The 17512-nt window shown below is 68.8% G+C and carries 12 protein-coding genes; 1 reads left to right on the forward strand and 11 read right to left on the reverse strand.

Annotated features, from left to right (window positions below; translation table 11 throughout):
- Positions 1-5 precede the first annotated feature (5 nt).
- A complete protein-coding gene (locus TA3x_RS11150) occupies positions 6-701 on the forward strand; it encodes a dual specificity protein phosphatase family protein (protein WP_435021186.1) in 696 nt (231 codons plus the stop codon).
- 9 nt (positions 702-710) lie between these two features.
- On the opposite strand, the gene TA3x_RS11155 is transcribed toward TA3x_RS11150, so the two are convergent.
- The 11 genes from TA3x_RS11155 to TA3x_RS11205 all read right to left on the reverse strand — a co-directional run bounded on the left by TA3x_RS11155 (position 711) and on the right by TA3x_RS11205 (position 17373).
- Positions 711-2810, reverse strand: coding sequence for a carbon starvation CstA family protein (locus TA3x_RS11155; protein WP_435021188.1), 2100 nt, complete (start codon positions 2808-2810; stop codon positions 711-713).
- Positions 2811-3025: 215 nt separating this feature from the next.
- On the reverse strand, positions 3026-5212 hold the full coding sequence (locus TA3x_RS11160; RefSeq protein ID WP_435021190.1) for a glutamine synthetase III: 2187 nt from the start codon (positions 5210-5212) through the stop codon (positions 3026-3028).
- A gap of 453 nt (positions 5213-5665) precedes the next feature.
- Positions 5666-6097 carry a hypothetical protein gene (locus TA3x_RS11165; protein ID WP_435021192.1) on the reverse strand — a complete coding sequence of 144 codons (432 nt, stop codon included), beginning with the start codon at positions 6095-6097 and terminating at the stop codon, positions 5666-5668.
- 105 nt (positions 6098-6202) lie between these two features.
- Positions 6203-7249 (reverse strand): 3'-5' exoribonuclease YhaM family protein, encoded by a 1047-nt coding sequence (locus TA3x_RS11170; protein WP_435021194.1) that lies wholly within the window; start codon positions 7247-7249, stop codon positions 6203-6205.
- A 296-nt stretch (positions 7250-7545) separates the two neighbouring features.
- Positions 7546-8412: a DUF3472 domain-containing protein gene (locus TA3x_RS11175; RefSeq protein ID WP_435022339.1), complete on the reverse strand. Its 867-nt coding sequence runs from the start codon at positions 8410-8412 to the stop codon at positions 7546-7548.
- Positions 8412-9008 (reverse strand): Uma2 family endonuclease, encoded by a 597-nt coding sequence (locus TA3x_RS11180; protein ID WP_435021196.1) that lies wholly within the window; start codon positions 9006-9008, stop codon positions 8412-8414. The genes TA3x_RS11175 and TA3x_RS11180 overlap by 1 nt, the downstream gene beginning before the upstream one ends.
- Before the next feature lie 91 nt (positions 9009-9099).
- The gene (locus TA3x_RS11185; RefSeq protein ID WP_435021198.1) at positions 9100-10572 is read right to left on the reverse strand and encodes a glutamate synthase subunit beta; all 1473 of its coding nucleotides are present in this window, start codon (positions 10570-10572) and stop codon (positions 9100-9102) included.
- Positions 10565-15160, reverse strand: a complete 4596-nt coding sequence (gltB, locus tag TA3x_RS11190) for a glutamate synthase large subunit (protein ID WP_435021200.1) — start codon at positions 15158-15160, stop codon at positions 10565-10567. The genes TA3x_RS11185 and gltB overlap by 8 nt, the downstream gene beginning before the upstream one ends.
- A gap of 137 nt (positions 15161-15297) precedes the next feature.
- Positions 15298-16263: a LysR family transcriptional regulator gene (locus TA3x_RS11195; RefSeq protein ID WP_435021201.1), complete on the reverse strand. Its 966-nt coding sequence runs from the start codon at positions 16261-16263 to the stop codon at positions 15298-15300.
- Between the two features lie 188 nt (positions 16264-16451).
- The gene (locus tag TA3x_RS11200; protein ID WP_435021202.1) at positions 16452-17096 is read right to left on the reverse strand and encodes a flavoprotein; all 645 of its coding nucleotides are present in this window, start codon (positions 17094-17096) and stop codon (positions 16452-16454) included.
- Between the two features lie 37 nt (positions 17097-17133).
- The gene (locus TA3x_RS11205; RefSeq protein WP_435021203.1) at positions 17134-17373 is read right to left on the reverse strand and encodes a hypothetical protein; all 240 of its coding nucleotides are present in this window, start codon (positions 17371-17373) and stop codon (positions 17134-17136) included.
- Positions 17374-17512 lie beyond the last annotated feature (139 nt).

Consider the following 17512-nt stretch of genomic DNA (forward strand, 5'->3'; position numbering starts at 1 on the left):
CCCGGATGTCGGCCAAATACGGGATGGTGTTCGGCCTGATGGCCTCGGCCGCCGCGCTCGTGGGACGCGAGGCCGCATTGCCGGCCCGCCTCCTGGCCGGATGGTCAGCCCTCTCGTTCGGGGTGATGGCGGTCGTCTATCTCGGAGGCGGGGTGCAGATCCTGGGTAAGCGGCCCGACGGTCGACGGGCGGCCTGGGCCTGGCCGCTGCTCGGCCCGTATTTCGCCCTGAACGGGGCCGGGTTCGCCCTGTATCGCCTGAGCCGCCGGGGGGATCGGCCCGACCCGATCGCCCCGGGCGTCTGGCTCGGCCGGAGGATGACGGCCGCCGAGGCCCGCCGGGCGGGGATGCCTCCGTGGGCCTCGGTGCTCGACCTCGCGGCCGAGTTCGCCGAGGCGCGTCCGCTGCGGGAGGGCGTCGCCTATCGGTCGATTCCGGTCCTGGACGGGACGGCCCCCGCCTCGGCCGAACTGTCCGAAGCGGTCGCCTGGCTGATGGGGCGGGCCGGGTCGGGCCCGATCCTGATCCACTGCGCCCTCGGCCATGGCCGGAGCGCCACCGTGGCGGCGGCCTACCTCATGGCCGCCGGCCTCGCCCCGGACGCCGCATCGGCGATGGCGAGGATTCGCGAGGCCCGCCCCGGCGTGGCCTGGAACCCGGCCCAGGCCCGCGCCCTGGCCGGATTCGCCCCGCCGGCCTGATCGCCGTGGTCAGCCCCCGGTCGCCTGGGCCGCCTTGTTGGCGAGGAGGCACTTCGAGGCGGCGGACACGAGGATCACGGCCACGCAGGCCAGGAGCATCACGGTCAGGCCGATGTTGAGGTAGCCCTTGAGCGCCGTGGCCGGCACCAGGGTCATCTTGCGGAACTTGCCGGTGATCTCGTAATAGCCGGCGGTGGTGGTCGTGGTCGCCACGAACAGGAGGGGGAGCAGCGTCACCCAGGAATAGCGGGCCCGGCCGGCGTTGACCAGGATCGTCGTGGCGATCGCCAGGGCGATCACCGACAGCAGCTGGTTCGCCATCCCGAACATCGGCCAGATCGTCTCCACCGACCCGGTGGCGATGAACGTCCCCCAGCCGACCACGATCAGCCCGGTGGCCAGGATCGACGGGCCGAGGCGGTCGAGGTCGCCCAGCGGCTTCCAGATCTTGCCCAGCACCTCCTGGAGCAAGAATCGCCCGATTCGGGTGCCCGTGTCGATCGTGGTCAGGATGAACAGGGCCTCGAACATGATCGCGAAGTGATACCAGTACTTGATCAGGCCGTTGAAGCCGGGCATCGCCTGCGAGAAGATCCGGGCCATGCCCACGGCCAGGGTCACGGCCCCGCCGGTCCGGCCGTGGAGCGACTCCTGGACGTCGGCCTCCATCTGCACGAGTTCGCCGCCGTCGTGGTCCACGTCCAGGGCTTTCAACGCCTGCTGGAACTGGGGGCGTCGGGCGAGGTCGATGTTGATGTCGTAATACATCGAATTGGGCAGGGCCGCCGCCGCGATCAGGGCGACCACGCCGACCAGCCCCTCCATCAGCATCGCCCCGTAGCCGATCATCCGGACGTCACTCTCCCGGTCGACCATCTTGGGCGTCGTGCCGGAGGAGACCAGGGCGTGGAACCCGGAGATCGCCCCGCACATCACGCAGATGAACACGTAGGGGAAGATCGGCCCGTCGAAGTAGGGCCCGCCGCCCTGCGAGAACTGGTGGTTGATCGCCGGGGCTTCCAGCACCGGGTTGGCCACCAGCACGCCGATGACCAGCAGGCCGATCGTTCCGATCTTGAGGAAGCTGGACAGGTAGTCGCGCGGGCAGAGCAGGAGCCACACCGGCAGGATCGACGCGACGAAGCCGTACCCGGCGATCGCCGCGGTAGTCTGGTTCCGGTCCCAGATGAAGTACCGTTCCAGGCTCGAACCCGGGATCCACGCCCCTACGACGGTCGCCGCCAGCACGGCGATGGCCCCCATCAGCGACGCCTCGACCACCTTCCCCTTGCGGAACCGGTACATGTACCAACCCACCGCCAACGCGATCGGCACGGTGCAGGCGATGGTGAACGTCCCCCAGGAACTTCCCGGCACCAGCCGCTTCGCCCCGTCGGGCAGGACCAGCGTGGGCGAATCCGGGGCCGAGGGCTGCGGGGCCTTGGAGTCGGGGACCATCATCCGGAACGGCTCGTGGAAGACCATCGTCTGGTCCGGCGCGTCGCCGAACTTGTAGGTCGTCTCGGGCGGGACGTCGAGGTATTGCTTGCCGTCGGGGCCCGTGGCCAGGGCCAGCTGGACCGAGGCGGGAGGGGTGAGCGACGTGCCCGCCTTCATGGCGACCTCCTCGCCGCCCAGCGCCTTGACGACCACGATCCCCAGCCCGGCCAGGGCGATCACGATCACATAGAGGATCGCCAGGGTCGTGGCCGCCCCCGCCACCGGGCCGACCTCGGCGCGGGCCAGGCCGGCGAGGCTCTTGCCCCCCAGCCGCACCGACGCCGCCAGCGTCATCATGTCCTGCACGGCCCCCGCCAGGCAGACGCCCACCACCAGCCAGACCAGCCCCGGCATGTAGCCGAACTGGATGGCCAGCACCGGGCCGATCAGGGGGCCGGCCCCGGAGATCGCCGCGAAGTGGTGGCCGAACAGGACCCAGCGGTTGGTCGGGTGGTAATTCTGCCCGTCGTTGAGCAGGTGAGCCGGGGTGGTCCGGGTGTCGTCCAGCACCGCGACCCGCGCGGCCAGGAAGGCGCTGTAGAAGCGGTAGGCGACCGCCAGGACGGCCAGAACCCCGAGCATCACCGGCATCGCATGGACTTGAGACATCGCGGGCAAACCCCTGGTGCAGCCCGGATCGTTTCGGCCGGGGAGAGGAGGACGGGTTCGGTGGAAACGGAGGTGGTGTCCGCTTCAAAGTCTACGGGCTCCCCGCCCGCCGTCAACGGGCCACATCGCCGGGGGCCCGGCCCGGACAAAAAAAAGGGCTTGCCCGGACGGTCGCCGGGCAAACCCCTGGATTCAAGCCGACCCCGCGAGGGGGTTTACTTGATGAACAGCATTTCCTGGTAGGTCGGCAGCGGCCAGAGGTCGTCGGCGACGAGGAGTTCGAGCTTGTCGCCGGCGGCGCGGACGGCGTTCATGGCGGGGATGACGGTGTCCTTGGCGTGCTTGGCGTGGGCCAGGGTGTCGCCTTCGGCGTGGTCATCGGACGCCTTGACCAGGGCGGCCAGCCCGGTCTGCAGCTCGTCGATCGTCCTGGTCAGCTCGTTGAGCAGGTCGACCTGGCCCTTGGGGGCGGAGACGCCGGCGGCCTTGAGCTGGGCGATCGCGTTGGCGACCTCGGCCTGGTACCGCATGGCGGCCGGCAGGATCTGCCGCGAGCCGATCTGGGCGGTGAGCTGGGCCTCGATGGTGATCGTCTTCTTGTAGTTCTCCAGGAAGATCTCGAACCGCGAGTGCAGCTCTCGCTCGGAGAAGACCCCGTACTTGCCGAACAGGGCGATCGACTTGGAGGAGATCAGGTCGGGCAGGCTGTCGACCGTGCTCTTGCGGTTGGGCAGGCCGCGGGTCTCGGCCTCGGCGTGCCACTTCTCGGAGTAGTTGTCGCCGTTGAAGATGACCTTCTTGCTGTCGGCGATCAGCTTGGGCAGCAGGGCCTGGATCTCGGCGTGGAGATCCTTGCCGGAGTTGACCGCGGCCTCCAGGTGGGTGGCGATCTCGTCGAGGGCCTCGGCCACGATCGTGTTGAGCACGACGTTGGGGCCGGCGATCGACTGGCTGGAGCCGGCGGCGCGGAACTCGAACTTGTTGCCGGTGAAGGCGAACGGGCTGGTCCGGTTGCGGTCGCCCGCGTCGCGGGGCAGGGTCGGCAGGACCGAGACGCCGATCTGCATCGTGCCGCCGGCCTTGGTGCTCTTGGCGCCGCCCTTCTCGATCTGCTCGACGATGTCCTGGAGCATGTCGCCCAGGAACACCGAGATGATCGCCGGCGGGGCCTCGTTGGCGCCCAGGCGGTGGTCGTTGCCGGCGTGGGCGACGGTCAGGCGGAGCAGGTCGCCGTGGCGGCTGACCGCCGTGAGGACGGCCGCGAGGAAAACCAGGAACTGGGCGTTATCGTGCGGGGTCTCGCCCGGACGCAGGAGGTTCGTGCCCAGGTCGTCGGACAGCGACCAGTTGACGTGCTTGCCCGAGCCGTTGACCCCGGCGAACGGCTTCTCGTGCAGCAGCGACTGCATCCCATACCGGTCGGCGACCCGCTTCAGGGTCTCCATGATCAGCATGTTGTGGTCGGTGGCGACGTTGGCGTTCTCGAACAGGGGCGCCACCTCGTACTGCGACGGGGCGACCTCGTTGTGCCGGGTCTTGACCGGGACGCCCAGCTTGTACAGCTCGGTCTCGAATTCGAGCATGCAGGCCAGGACGCGCTCGGGGATGGCGCCGAAGTAGTGGTCCTCCATCTCCTGCCCCTTGGGGGGCTTGGCGCCGAACAGGGTCCGGCCGGCGTTGATCAGGTCGGGGCGGGCATAGTAGAAGTTCTTGTCGATCAGGAAGTATTCCTGCTCGGGGCCGCAGGTGGAGTGGACCCGCTGGGCCTCCGACCCGAACAGCTTGAGGATCCGCAGCGCCTGCTTGGAGACGGCGTCCATCGACCGGAGCAGCGGGGTCTTCTTGTCCAGCGCCTCGCCGGTCCACGAGCAGAACGCCGTGGGGATGCAGAGCGTGGTGCCGTTGGGGTTCTCCAGGATGAACGCCGGGCTGGTCGGGTCCCACGCGGTGTAGCCGCGGGCCTCGAACGTGGCGCGGATGCCGCCCGACGGGAAGCTGGAGGCGTCCGGCTCGCCCCGGACCAGCTCCGAGCCGCTGAACTCGGCGATCGCGGTGCCGGCCTCGGTGGGGGCCAGGAACGAGTCGTGCTTCTCGGCCGTCAGGCCGGTCATCGGCTGGAACCAGTGGGTGTAGTGGGTCGCACCCTTCTCCATCGCCCACTCCTTCATCGCCGCCGCGACGACGTCGGCGATGTTCGGATCGAGCGAGACCCCCTTCTTGATCGTGTTCCGCAGCCCGCGATAGACGTTCTCGGGCAACCGCGACCGCATCACTTCATCGGAAAAGACGTTGATGCCGAAGAGCTGGCGGACCGGAGTCTCGCTCGGGGCCATCCGGGCCCCGTTGGCGGCCCAGGAGGTGACGGCCGCGATGGCGCTCTGGCGTGCGGAAGGTTGGGCCATGGTCGATTCGGCTCCGGGTACGGTTCGAGTCAGGGGGAGGGTGTGGGCGTCGATACGGATCAGGGGCCCGGGCCGCGGGCGGATCCTGCCGGGGTCGGACGCGGGGGAAGTTCAAGACAGGTGTTCATTCGGAGGGCGGGCTTGCGACGCCCGGATCCCGAGGATCGCCGGGGGCGCCTCGGGTCATGGCGGACGTGGACCCGGGATCGGCGGGTTCGGCCCGCCCCGCAGGGCGATCGGTCCGGGGGAGAGCCGGGGAGGACGCGACCGACTGGTCACGCCCCGCGATCGCTATGCGAGGCATCGCCGATCCGAGTCGGTCGAAGGGGCGGCCTGCGTCGGCCGACCCTTCCACTCAGATCCATCTCGGGGATGAATTATAGCCCCCGCATCATTCCCACGCCAGACCTTGCCCGGCGACGGCGGGGACGCGGTGGGCTGGGGCATCATGGGTCACTTGGGCAGCTTCGCCAGCACGCCGGCGGGGTCGGACTTCACCTCGCCCTCGCAGCCGGAGCAGCAGAGGAAGAAGGTCTTGCCGTTGACCACCTGCTTGATCGGGGCGCCCATGCCGGGGTCGCCGAGGTGGCCGCCGCTGACCGGGCAGACCTTCTGGGCCAGGGCGATCGCCTGATCCTCGGCGGGCAGCTTCTTGATCTCGGCGATCTCCTCGTCGGACAGCTTGACGTCGGCGGCGGCCCCTTCGGCCTTGCCGTCGGCCTTGGGCTCGACCGGCATCGACTTGATCTCGGTGGAGGCGGGCCCTTCGGTGGTGGTCGGGGCCGGGGCCACCGGCGCGGCGGGCTCGCAGCCCGACAGGAGGGCCATCGACAGGCCGAGCGAACAGAGGGAGGCGAACCGGCCGAGGTGGCGGGTCGAAATCATCGGGGAGTCTCTCGTATGGGAAGGATCGACGGTCCGCCCGCGTCCGGCTTCGGCGGGCACCCGTCGATTGTAGCCGGGCCGGGAGCGGCCCGCCAACCGTCGCGATCAGGGCAGGGCGTCGAGTTCCTCCTCGGTGGGCAGCTCGACCGGGATCCCCTTGTAGAACCGGCGGTTGTCCACGGCGAAGATCTTGCCCGTGAACTCGTCGTCGGTGGTCGAGCGCATCCGCTCGGCGGCCACGGCGTTGATCTTGGCGTCGATCTCGTCGGCGTAGTGGACGATCAGCGCCTCGATCGTCAGCGGCGCCTTGGGGGCCCCGTATTCGAGCCGGCCGTGGTGGGCCAGGATGGCGTGCTCCAGCAGGAGCAGCGTCTCCTCCGGGAAGTTGCCGATCTCCCGGGCCTTGTCGCGGACCATGTCCCGGCCCAGGACGATGTGGCCGATCAGCGTCCCCTGCTTGGTGTATCGGGCCTCGACCGGGTGATAATCCAGCTCGCGGAGCTTGCCGATGTCGTGGAGAATCGCCGCGGCCACGATCACGTCGCGGTCCAGCTTCGGGTTCAGGTCGCTGTAGTATTCGGCGTAATGCTTGATCAGCAGGGTGCAGACCCGGGTCACGCTCCAGACGTGCTCGATCAGCCCGCCGTTGAAGCCGTGGTGCAGACTCTGGGCCGCGGGCATCTTGCGGAACAGCTCGGCGTGCTCGGCCAGGATCTCGCGGACCAGCCGGGCCAGTTCCGGGCGGCGGACGTGCTTGTCGATGAACCCGAGGATCTGGGCATAGCAGGAGTCGGGCGGATACTTCGAGCTTTCGACGAGGTCGAAGAAGTCGTACCCGTCGGCGACGTCCTCAGGGACCACCTTCCGGATTTCGAGGATCTTGATCTGCGGGCCGTACCGGGTCGTCTCGGCCTTGGCGCGGAGCCGGAACCCCTCGCCGATCGGCCAGTCCTCGGCGAACGCCAGCAGCGGGTCGGACGACCACAGCGGCGCGATCCGCGTGGCCCTCTTGTCGCGGAAGTGGACCTTGGCGAACGGGTTGCCGTGCTTGTCGGTCCCCGTCTCCTTCTTCACCAGCGCGGCGAAGAACTCCGCTTCCTGGCCGTCCGCCAGGTCGGAGAGTCGAATCACCGCCGTGTCCGTGCCGGCCATGCCCCGCCGCCTTTCGGTCCTCGATGCCCCACGCGATGGCCATCCACCGCGACGCAACACCTCTTATCGTCGCGGGCCCATGCCGCACTTGAGGCCCTATTCACCTGGCGACTACTCATCAAACAGATAGCATGGCCGGACGTACCGTACAAGACTGGACGGGCTTATACCCATGGCGATCAAACGGCTTGCGATGGTCGTGCGGATTGTGGAGATACCGCCGTTCGAAATGAAGATCGGGGACAGATCGCGGCATCGCCATCCATCCCCGCGCGGGTGGACCGCCGCATGGAGCGTCAGGTGGGCGGGGCCTCGGGCAAGCCCTCGGGCGCCTTCCGCTCGGCGGGCGGCAGGTCCATCGAGTCGTTGAGCTTGGTGTCGGTGTTCTCGGTCGACCCGCCCGTGACCAGGACGAAGCGGCCGGCGTCCACCTTGGCGTTGATGGCCAGGGACGGGTTCTTGTCGGCGGTGAACCGGGCCCGCTCGACCGGCTTCCAACCGCCGTCCTTGAGCTTGACCCAGGCGTTGCCGTAGTGGGCCTCGCGGGCGATCGTGGCGGAGACCTTGTTGCGCTTGAAGTCCTCGACGAACGAGTAGTAGCCGCCCAGATCCTTGCCGCCGGTGATCGTGGAGAACGTCACCAGGTGCGTCCAGGCCGGGTCGTCGGGGCCCCGGAAATAGCCTGCGTACTCGGTGCGCTCGCCGTCGACCCGGGAGGTGACGAGGAAGCGATAGGTCGCGCCCACCTTCCAGTCGAAGTCGAGGAACGACTGCCCGCCGGTCCCCTCGCCGCCGAACCGGCCGATCCGCACCTTCTCGTCCTTGTGGAGCAGCTTGACCCGCTTCGACTCGTCGACCGCTGACTTCTCGTCCTGGTTCGAGTCCCAGACCGAAAAGATGACGACCTTCTTGCCCCGGTCCAGCTCCTGGATGCCGAAGTACCCCTTGTTCCAGCCGATGGCGCAGAAGTACGTCCCGGGCGCCGATCGATCGACGGTCACCTCGTTGTAGAACGCCGTCCCCGCCCCGGCCGGATAGCCCAGGTGGACCGACCGGCAGGCCCGGCCCGCGAGCTTCTCGTCGGCGTGGATCGATGCGGTCCACCCGGCCAACAACAAGCCCACAACGATCATCGAACGCCGACCCAGGATCACAGTCTGCATCACGTTGCGGTCCCTTCCAACTCCTCGGGCGTCATCAGCAGGAACACATCATCGACGGCGATTCGCCATTTTGGGACGGCGGGTTCGGCCTCGGCCATGTCACCACGTCGATAAATGACGGGCTGATCCGGGCCCTCAGCCCGATGAACCGTGATCGTCTCCGTGACCTGATCGACGTCCCAAACGACCAACGTACCCACCGCGAAGTAATCAGCTCGCTTGGAGGCCATTTCGGCCAATGAGGCGGGGCCGCGATCTCCCTCGCTGCGGACTTCGGCGGCGAACCGGGGGGCTCCGTCGAGGAACCGCATCGGATTCTTGGGCCAAGGGCCGATGTAATAGGCTGCATCGGGCGAGAACGTCCGCCGCCCCGAAGGCAAGGGCGGCACGACGAACGCCATGTTGTCGGTCACGGCCGCTCCCCGCCGGTTCCGCCTGGCGTAGAGTTTCAGCGAATCGTAGATATTCGCCGCGATCTGGGATGGAATGAATCCGGTGGGCATGAAGCGGACAATCCTCCCGGCGATCAGCTCGGCCTTGCCCGGCTCGCGCGCGAGGTCATCGAGCGTGGCCGGGGCTGTGGACGCGGTGGCCATGGGGAGGGCCCTCCGGGCGCGGGGTGGATCGTTCTCGCCTCGCCCCGATCCTACGCGATGAGGACGGGGCGGGCGAGCACCGGCGGTTTGCTCAGTCGAACGGACGGCGGTCGTTGCCGTGGTCCAGGGGCTTGGGGAGGTCGGTCTTGCCCATCAGTTCCAGGTCGATGGCGTGGGCGGCGTCGCGGCCCTCGGCGATCGCCCAGACGATCAGGGACTGGCCGCGCGACATGTCGCCGGCGACGTAGACCTTCGGGACGTTGGTGCGGCGGTGGCCGTCGGCCTTGACGTTGCCACGCTCGTCCAGCTCGACGCCGAAGCCCTGGAGCAGGCCTCCGCCCTCGGGGCCGGTGTAGCCGAGGGCCAGCAGGACGAGGTCGGCCGGGTAGAACTGCTCGGTGCCGGGGATCTCGACGATCTTGCGGCCGGTCGGGGTCCGCTCCACCTGCACCCGGACGGTCTCCAGGCCGGTGACCTTGCCGTGATCGCCGACGAAGCGGCGGGTGTGGATCGAGAACTCGCGGACGCCGCCTTCTTCGTGCGCGGCCGACGACCTGAAGATGTTCGACCACTGGGGCCAGGGGTTGTCCAGCGCCCGCTCGCCGGGGGGCTGGCGGTGGATCTGGAACTGGTGGACGGCCTTGGCCCCCTGGCGGTGGACCGTGCCCAGGCAGTCGGCCCCGGTGTCGCCGCCGCCGATGATGATGACGTTCTTGCCCTCGGCCGTCAGGGCGGGGCGCTCCTCCACCGGCAGGCCCGCCACGCGGCGATTCTGGGGCGTGAGGAAGTCCATGGCAAACTCGACCCCGTCGAGGTCGCGGCCCGGGATCGGCAGGTCGCGCGGGGCGGTCGCCCCGGCGCAGAGGCAGACGGCGTCGAACTCGGCCAGGATCTGGTCGGGCCGGATGTCCGCCCCGATGTTGACCCCGGTGCGGAAGACGACCCCCTCGGCCTCCATCTGGGCGATCCGGCGGTCAATGTGCCGCTTCTCCATCTTGAAGTCGGGGATGCCGTAGCGGAGCAGCCCGCCGATCTGGTCGTCGCGCTCGAAGACCGTCACGTCGTGGCCGACCCGCGCCAGCTGCTGGGCGACGGCCAGCCCGGCGGGGCCGGAGCCGACCACCGCCACGGTCTTGCCGGTCTTGACCTTGGGGGGCAGGGGGACCACCCAGCCGTTCTCCCAGGCCACGTCGATGATCGATTCCTCGATCTGCTTGATCGCCACCGGCTGGTCGATCAGGCCGAGCACGCAGGCCGACTCGCACGGGGCCGGGCAGAGCTTGCCGGTGAACTCGGGGAAGTTGTTGGTCGCGTGCAGCCGGTCGATGGCCGCCTGCCACTGGTCGCGGTAGACCAGGTCGCTCCAGTCCGGGATCAGGTTGCCCAGCGGGCAGCCCTGATGGCAGAACGGGACGCCGCAGTCCATGCACCGGGCGCCCTGGTCGCGGACGTTGACCAGGGGCAGGGGGTTGTAGACCTCGCGGAAGTCGTTGATCCGCTCGGACACCGGCCGGTACGGATGCGTCTCGCGGGGCAGTTCCAGGAATCCGGTCGGCTTACCCACCGCTCACCTCCACACCCTTCAAAAGATCCTGCCCCGCCTCGGCCGCCGCCTCGCGCTTCCTCTGGTCGAGGACGCGGCGGTAGTCGACCGGCATCACCTTGGCGAACAGCCCGATTGCCTTGTCCCAGTCGCCCAGCAGCCGCGCGGCGACGGGGCTCTTGGTGTATCCCGCGTGCTGGATCAGGAGGTCGCGGACCAGGGCGATGTCCTCCCCCTCGACCAGCCGTTCCAGTTCGACCATGCCCAGGTTGCACCGGGTGGCGAAGTCGTCGGCCTCGTCCAGGACGAAGGCGGCGCCCCCGCTCATGCCGGCGGCGAAGTTCCGCCCGGTCGGGCCGATCACCACCGCGACGCCCCCGGTCATGTACTCGCAGCCGTGGTCGCCCACGCCCTCGACGACCGCCAGCGCCCCGCTGTTGCGGACGCAGAACCGTTCCCCGGCGCGGCCGCGGAAGAACGCCCGGCCGGAGGTCGCCCCGTACAGGGCGACGTTGCCGATGATGATGTTGTCCTCGGCCACCAGGTTCGACGCCCGGGGCGGGTAGACCACGAGCTTGCCGCCCGAGAGGCCCTTGCCGACGTAGTCGTTGGCGTCCCCTTCCAGGGTCAGCGTCATCCCCCGGGGGACGAAGGCGCCGAAGCTCTGGCCGGCGGTGCCGGTGAACCGGAGCTTGATCGTGTCGTCGGGCAGGCCGGCCCCGCCGTGGCGGCGGGTCAGCTCGCTGCCCAGGATCGTGCCCACGGTCCGGTTGACGTTGCGGATCTCCGAGACGATCTCGACCGGCTCGCCCCGCTCCAGGGCCGGGGCCGCCTGGGGCAGCAGGGTCTGGTCCAGCGCCGTGTCCAGGCCGTGATCCTGCTCGATCTCTTTGCGGACGCCGACGCCGGGGCCGGCCTCGGGGCGATAGAAGATCTTGCTGAAGTCGAGCCCGCGGGCCTTGTAGTGGTTGATCGCCTTCCGCATGTCGAGCAGGTCGGACCGGCCGATCATCTCGTCGATGGTGCGGAAGCCGAGCTTGGCCATCAGCTCGCGGACTTCCTCGGCGATGAAGTGGAAGTAGTTGACGACGTGCTCCGCCTTGCCGTTGAACTTCTCGCGGAGCTTGGGGTTCTGGGTGGCGATCCCCACCGGGCAGGTGTCCAGGTGGCAGACCCGCATCATGATGCAGCCCATGACCACCAGGGGCGCGGTGGCGAAGCCGTATTCCTCGGCCCCCAGCAGCGCGGCGATCACCACGTCGCGGCCGGTCTTCATCTGGCCGTCGGCCTGGACGACCACGCGGTCGCGGAGCCGGTTCATGACCAGGGTCTGCTGGGTCTCGGCCAGGCCGAGTTCCCAGGGGACGCCGGCGTGCTTGAGCGAGGTCAGCGGGCTGGCCCCGGTGCCGCCGTCGTGGCCGGAGATCAGGATCACGTCGCTGTGGGCCTTGGCCACGCCCGCCGCGACCGTGCCGACGCCGACCTCGGCCACCAGCTTGACGCTGATCCGGGCCCGGGGGTTGGCATTCTTGAGGTCGTAGATGAGCTGGGCCAGGTCCTCGATCGAGTAGATGTCGTGGTGCGGCGGCGGGCTGATCAGCGACACGCCGGGGGTGGAGAACCGGACCTTGGCGATCCAGGGCCACACCTTCTGGCCGGGAAGCTGGCCCCCCTCGCCGGGCTTGGCCCCCTGGGCCACCTTGATCTGGATCTCGTCGGCGCTGACCAGGTATTCGCTGGTGACGCCGAACCGGCCCGAGGCCACCTGCTTGACCTTGCTCCGGCGGTCGTCGCCGTTGGGGTCCAGGGTGTTGCGGCGGGTGTCCTCGCCCCCCTCGCCGGTGTTGCTCCGGCCGCCGATCCGGTTCATGGCGATGGCCAGGGTCTCGTGCGACTCGCCGCTGATCGACCCGTAGGACATCGCCCCGGAGGCGAACCGCTTGCAGATCGCCTCGATCGACTCGACCTCCTCGATCGGCACCGGCTCGCGGTCGCCGAACCGGAAGTCGAACAGGCCGCGGAGGGTCGCCAGCCGCTCGTTCTGGGCGTCGACCATCTCGGCGTACTGCCGGTAGATCTCGACCTTGCCGGTCTTGGTGGCGTGCTGGAGCCGGAACACCGTCTCGGGGTTGAACAGGTGGTACTCCCCCTCGCGGCGCCACTGGTACTGGCCGCCCCATTCCAGCATGGTCGGCCCGGCCTCGCGGTCGGCGTAGGCCCGGGCGTGGTGGTACAGCGTCTCGCGGGCGATCTCCGGCAGGCCCACGCCGCCGATCCGCGACGCGGTCTTGTCGAAGTACTTGGAGATGAACGCCTCGTTCAGGCCGATCGCCTCGAAGATCTGGGCCCCGCGATAGCTCTGGATCGTGCTGATGCCCATCTTGGACATCACCTTCACGACCCCCTTCTTGATCGCATACCGATACTTCGCGACCGCCTGGGCGTGGTCGATGCCCGGCTGGATCATCCCCATCCGGATCATGTCGTCGAGCGTCTCGAAGGCGACATAGGGGTTGATCGAACCGGCCCCGTAGCCCAGGAGGAGGGCGAAGTGGTGGTTCTCGCGGGCATCCCCGCACTCGATCACCAGCCCGGCGCGGGTGCGGCGACCGACCCGGACGAGGTGGTGGTGCAGCCCGGCGCAGGCCAGCAGCGACGGGATCGGCGCGTGGGTGGCGTCGACGCCCCGGTCGGACAGGATCAGCAGGTTCGCCCCGTCGTCGATGGCGGCCACCGCCGCGTCGAACATCTGCTCCAACGCCCGGGCCATCCCCTGGGCGCCGTCCTCGGCCGGGAAGATCATCGGCAGGATGGCCGACTTGAAGCCGCGCCAGCCGTCCAGCCGCTTGAGCTTGGCCAGGTCGTCGTTATCGAGGATCGGGATGTCCAGCGCGATCTGGCGGCAGCTTTCCGGGGTCGGCATCAGGAGGTTGCCCTCCCCGCCGGCTCCGGTCAGGACCGAGGTCACCAGTTCCTCGCGGATCGCGTCCAGCGGCGGGTTCGTCACCTGGGCGAACAGCTGCTGGAAGTAGTTGAACAAAGGCTGGGCGCGGTCGGAGAGGACGGCCAGCGGGGTGTCCGTGCCCATCGAGCCGATGGCTTCCTCGCCGGCGTTGCCCATCGGGCCGAGGATGTACTTGAGGTCTTCCAGCGTGTAGCCGAACGCCTGCTGGCGGTGGAGCAGGGTCTCGTGGTCGGGGCCCTGGACGTGCTCGGGGGCCTCGGGCACCTCGGCCAGCGGGATCATGTACTCGGACAGCCACTCGCCGTAGGGCTTCTCGGTGGCGATGGCGTTCTTGAGTTCCTCGTCGCCGATGATCCGGCCCTGCTCCAGGTCGACCAGGAACATCTTGCCCGGTTCGAGGCGGCCCTTGAAGACGACGTCCTCGGGCGGTATCGCCAGGACGCCGCTCTCCGAGCCCATGATGACCCGGTCGTCGCGGGTGACCCAGTAGCGGGTCGGGCGGAGGCCGTTGCGGTCCAGCACGGCGCCGATGGTCTTGCCGTCGGTGAAGCCGATCGACGCCGGGCCGTCCCACGCCTCCATCAGGCAGCTATGGTAGCGGTAGAAGTCCTTCTTGTGCTGGGGCATGGTCTCGTGGTTCTCCCACGCCTCCGGCACCAGCATCATCATGGCGTGGGCGAGCGGGTAGCCCGACCGCACCAGCAACTCGACCGCGTTGTCGAGGCAGGCGGTGTCGCTCAGCCCCTCGCGGATGATCGGCTTGAGCTTGTCGACGTCACCGTCGTCGTACAGGTCCGAGGCGAACAGCTCCTGGCGGGCCTTCATCCAGTTGATGTTGCCCCGGAGGGTGTTGATCTCGCCGTTGTGGGAGATCATCCGGTAGGGGTGGGCCAGCTCCCAGCTCGGGAAGGTGTTGGTGCTGAACCGCGAGTGGAACAGGCACAGGGCCGACGCCAGCCGGGGGTCGCCGAGGTCGTCGGCGAAATAGCTGCCGACCTGGTGCGGGGTGAGCATCCCCTTGTAGACGATCGTGCGGCAGGAGAGGCTGCAGAAGTAGAAGAACCGGTGGTCGTCCAGCCGGGACTTCTCGATCTCCTTCTCGAAGCTCTTGCGGATCACGTAGAGCTTGCGCTCGAAACGGTCCTCGGAGAGCGTCGGGTCCTTCTTGCCGACGAAGGCCTGGAAGACGGCCGGCTCGACCGACTTCGCCCCTTCGCCCAGCAGCGCGTTGTCGGTCTTCAGCCGCCGCCAGCCGAGGAACGCCTGCCCCTCGCGGGCGACGATCTTCTCGAACAGGGCCATGCCGAAGGTCTGCTGGACCGGGTCTTGCGAGGCGAAGAACGAGCCCACGCCGTAGGCCCCGGGCTCGGGGACCTCGATGCCCAGGGTGGCGCACCGATCGGCCAGGAAGACCTCGCGGAGGAACTGGTCGGGGATCTGGATCAGCACCCCGGCGCCGTCGCCGGTGTTGTTCTCGCAGCCGCAGGCGCCGCGGTGGTCGAGGTTCACCAGGGCGGTGATGCCGTCGCGGACGAGCTGGTGCGATTTCCGCCCCTTCAGGTCGACGATGAAGCCGACACCGCACGCGTCGTGCTCGAACCGCGGGTCATACAACCCCTGCGCCGCCGGCATTCCTGATCCCATGCTCATGTCTTCCCTTTCCACTCCGCGGACGTTGGCCGTGGGCCTGGCAGTGCAATAATCGGCGGGACGACGGGGCGTCGCGGGCCCAGGGCCGGACGCATCGGGGGGGAGGCTTGCCCTCGGCCGCGACGGACGCCTCATTCCTGGGCGTCGCGGGCGAGGGCCGCCCCGTCGTCGGGTTTGGCCGCCACCTCGACGGCGGGCGGGGCCGCCGGGGCTTCCTTGGTGGTCAGCAGTTCCAGGAACCGCCCGGCCGCCAGCGAGAGCTGCTCCGAGCGGCGATGGATGATCGCCAGGGGCCGGGTCGGGCGGGGGTCGCGGAACCGGACCGTCCGCAGCGTCCCGGCCTTCACCTCGCCGGCCAGCGTCGGCATCGGCAGGATGGCCACCCCGGACGGGACCTCGACGGCCCTCTTGATCATCTCGATGTTGTCGAACTCCAGGGCCACCCGGACGTGGACCCCGTGCTTGCGGAGGAACCGGTCCACGGCGCGGCGGATCGGCAGGCCGTGGTCGAAGCCGACGAATCGCTCCCCCCCCAGCTGCCCGGCATCCACCTCGCCCAGCCCGGCGAGCCGGTGCGACGGGTGGACCGCCAGCACCATCTCCTCCTCACGCCAGGGGATCGCCGTCAGCTCGGGCCACTTCCTCGGGAAGGAGATCAGGCCCAGCTCCGCATCGTCCCCCATCACGCTCTCGATCACCCGGGTCGGGTGGAGATACTCGACCCGGACGTCGGCCTCCGGATACTCGGCGCGGAACCTCTCGACGTATCGCCCCATGTCGTGGAACCCGACCGAATAGATCGCCGCCACCCGGACCGTGCCGGTCAGGCTGCGGGCATCGTCGAGCGCCTTGACGCGATTTTCGACCTCGAGGTAACGTCCGACCAAATCCTTGCAGCCCTCGTAATAGACCTTCCCTTGCGGCGTCGGGACCAGGGGCCGCTTCGATCGGTCGATCAGCTTCACCCCCAACCTGGCCTCGATCTGATGGACGACCTGGCTGGCCGTCGACTGCGAGATCCCGTTCTCCCGTGCCCCCTTGGAAACGCTCGCCCAGCGCACCACGTCGCAGAAGATCTTGAGCCATTCGAGCTGCATGACCCCTCGCCAGTTGGCGAGACCTCGATAGTGCGTCGGGGGAGTTATCGGGAAACGTAATACTAATCGCGACCACGGGGGGAAAGTCAAGTGGTCTCCGTCCCCGAACCCCGGGGCGGAGCCGTTGGCGCTGTCGCGACTTGGGGACACGAACCGGCCCGGACCCCCGCCCCAACCGGGCTCCGGGATCAATTTCGGCCCAAAAACTGCCGGATGCTCCCGACGATCGCATCCACATCGGCCATGCCGCCGATCCCGACATCGCCGCAGGCCAGCCGCTTGGATTGCGGGCCGACCAGTGCGAGATTCGGCGCGTGGCGAGCGAAGACCTCGGCGGCGTCGTCCAGGCTCCAGCTGGGCGGCTGGAGGCCGTCGCCGCGGTCTTCGAGCATCTGGGCGAGATGCCTTCGCGTGACCGGGCTGTCCCACATCAGCGAGTTCATGGCCGGGGCCAGCACCACCGGGCGGCCGAAGTCCCAGGCCCGGAACAGGCAGGACAGGAAGTTGTCCGAGAACCCCAGGGCGAACTTGGCCAGGGTGTTCGCGTCCAGGGGGGCGACCGCGAGCAGGTCGGCCCAGCGGCGGAACTCGATGTGGAGCACCGGGTCGTCGCGACGCCAGCGGGAAGGGGGCCACTCGTCGGCGTCGCGGAAGACCGGCCCGCCGAGCGGATCGGCCGGGTCGGGGGCCAGTTCGGCGGGGTCGAAGAAGTGGAGGGATGGCTCCGTGGCCACCACCCGGACCTGGTGGCCCTCGTCGCGCAACACCCCGTAAATCGCGGGGGTCCGCAGGGCCGCCACCGATCCGGTCACGCCGAGGATGATCCGAGCCATCTTGCCACGGGCCCCGCCCTTCGGGCGGGTCTTGGGGTCAGCGACGGTCGGCGGACAGCGGCTCGACCGCCTGGTTGACCGCCGACACCATCTGATTCCAGAGGTTGGTGCGAAGCTGCGCGTATTCGCGACGCGTGAGCATCAGCCGTTCGTTCGCCCTCTGGGCGACCATCGAGACGACCGCCCGCAGGTCGGCGCGGAGCAATCCCTCGATGTCGTCGAATTCGGCAGGCAATGCGAGGCTATCGAGCGAGGTGTCGTTCTTGCAGATGGCCATGTCGAACCCTCCTTGGCTGGACCGCACGATGGGGACGCGGGGTCCTCCCGCGATCGATCGAGATTAGCTCGCCCATCGCAACCCAGTCAAGTCAATATTGACCGACTCATTCTTTGAGCATCCGTTGACCGATCGCCGC

It is taken from the genome of Tundrisphaera macrotermitis, assembly GCF_051175315.1.
Lineage (GTDB): Bacteria > Planctomycetota > Planctomycetia > Isosphaerales > Isosphaeraceae > Tundrisphaera.